General features: G+C 73.3%; 1 protein-coding gene. It reads left to right on the forward strand.

What is annotated here, in order from left to right; genetic code table 11:
- A partial coding sequence (locus tag D7X55_RS39765; protein WP_147470437.1) for a serine/threonine-protein kinase occupies positions 1-920 on the forward strand: 920 nt, incomplete at both ends.

Below are 920 nucleotides of genomic sequence, written 5' to 3' on the forward strand. Positions count from 1 at the left end.
GGGGTGGTGTACGCCGCCTATGATCCGGACCTGGACCGCAAGGTGGCGCTGAAGCTCCTGCGGGTGAAGGGCGGCCACGAGGACCTGGAGCAGGGACGGGCGCGGCTGTTGCGCGAGGCGCAGGCCATGGCGCGCATCTCCCACCCCAACGTCATCCCCGTCTTCGAGGTGGGGCAGTGGGATCAGCAGGTCTACGTGGCGATGGCGCTGGTGGACGGCGGCACGCTGCGCGACTGGACGAAGGCGAAGCCCCGGACGTGGCAGGAGCTGCTGGACAAGTACCTGGCGGCGGGGCGGGGCCTGGAGGCGGCGCACGCGGCGGGGCTGGTGCACCGGGACTTCAAGCCGGCCAACGTGCTGGTGGGCAAGGACGGGCGCGTCTACGTCACGGACTTCGGGCTGGCGCGGCCCATGGGCGAGGTGGACGACGACGACGAGGACGGCGAGCGCACGCGGCCGGTGGGCGATGACTCGCCGCTGAGCGCGCAGCTCACGCAGGCGGGCCTGGTGATGGGCACGCCCGCGTACATGTCCCCGGAGCAGTTCCGGGGCGAGCTGTTGGACTCGCGGTCGGATCAGTTCAGTTTCTGCGCGGCGCTGTACCGCGCGCTGTACGGCATCCGCCCGTTCGACCCGGATGAGCTGTCGCGGGTGGCGTCCCAGCTGCGGCCGCGGACCGCGGAGGACGGGCCGGGCGTGACGGTGGCCGGGCCCGCGGTGCAGGTGCTTCCTCCGTCGCCCATCCTGGAGCCGCCGCGCGAATCGAAGGTGCCGGCGTGGGTGCGCCGCGCGCTGATGAAGGGGCTGTCGCTGGAGCCTCGGGACCGGTTCCGCTCCATGGAGGAGCTGCTGACGGTGCTGGGGCAGCGCGAGCGGCGGGCGCTCCTCCAGCGCCGCGCGGGAGCGGCGGTGGAGGAGCG

The organism is Corallococcus sp. AB049A, assembly GCF_003668885.1.
GTDB lineage: Bacteria > Myxococcota > Myxococcia > Myxococcales > Myxococcaceae > Corallococcus > Corallococcus interemptor.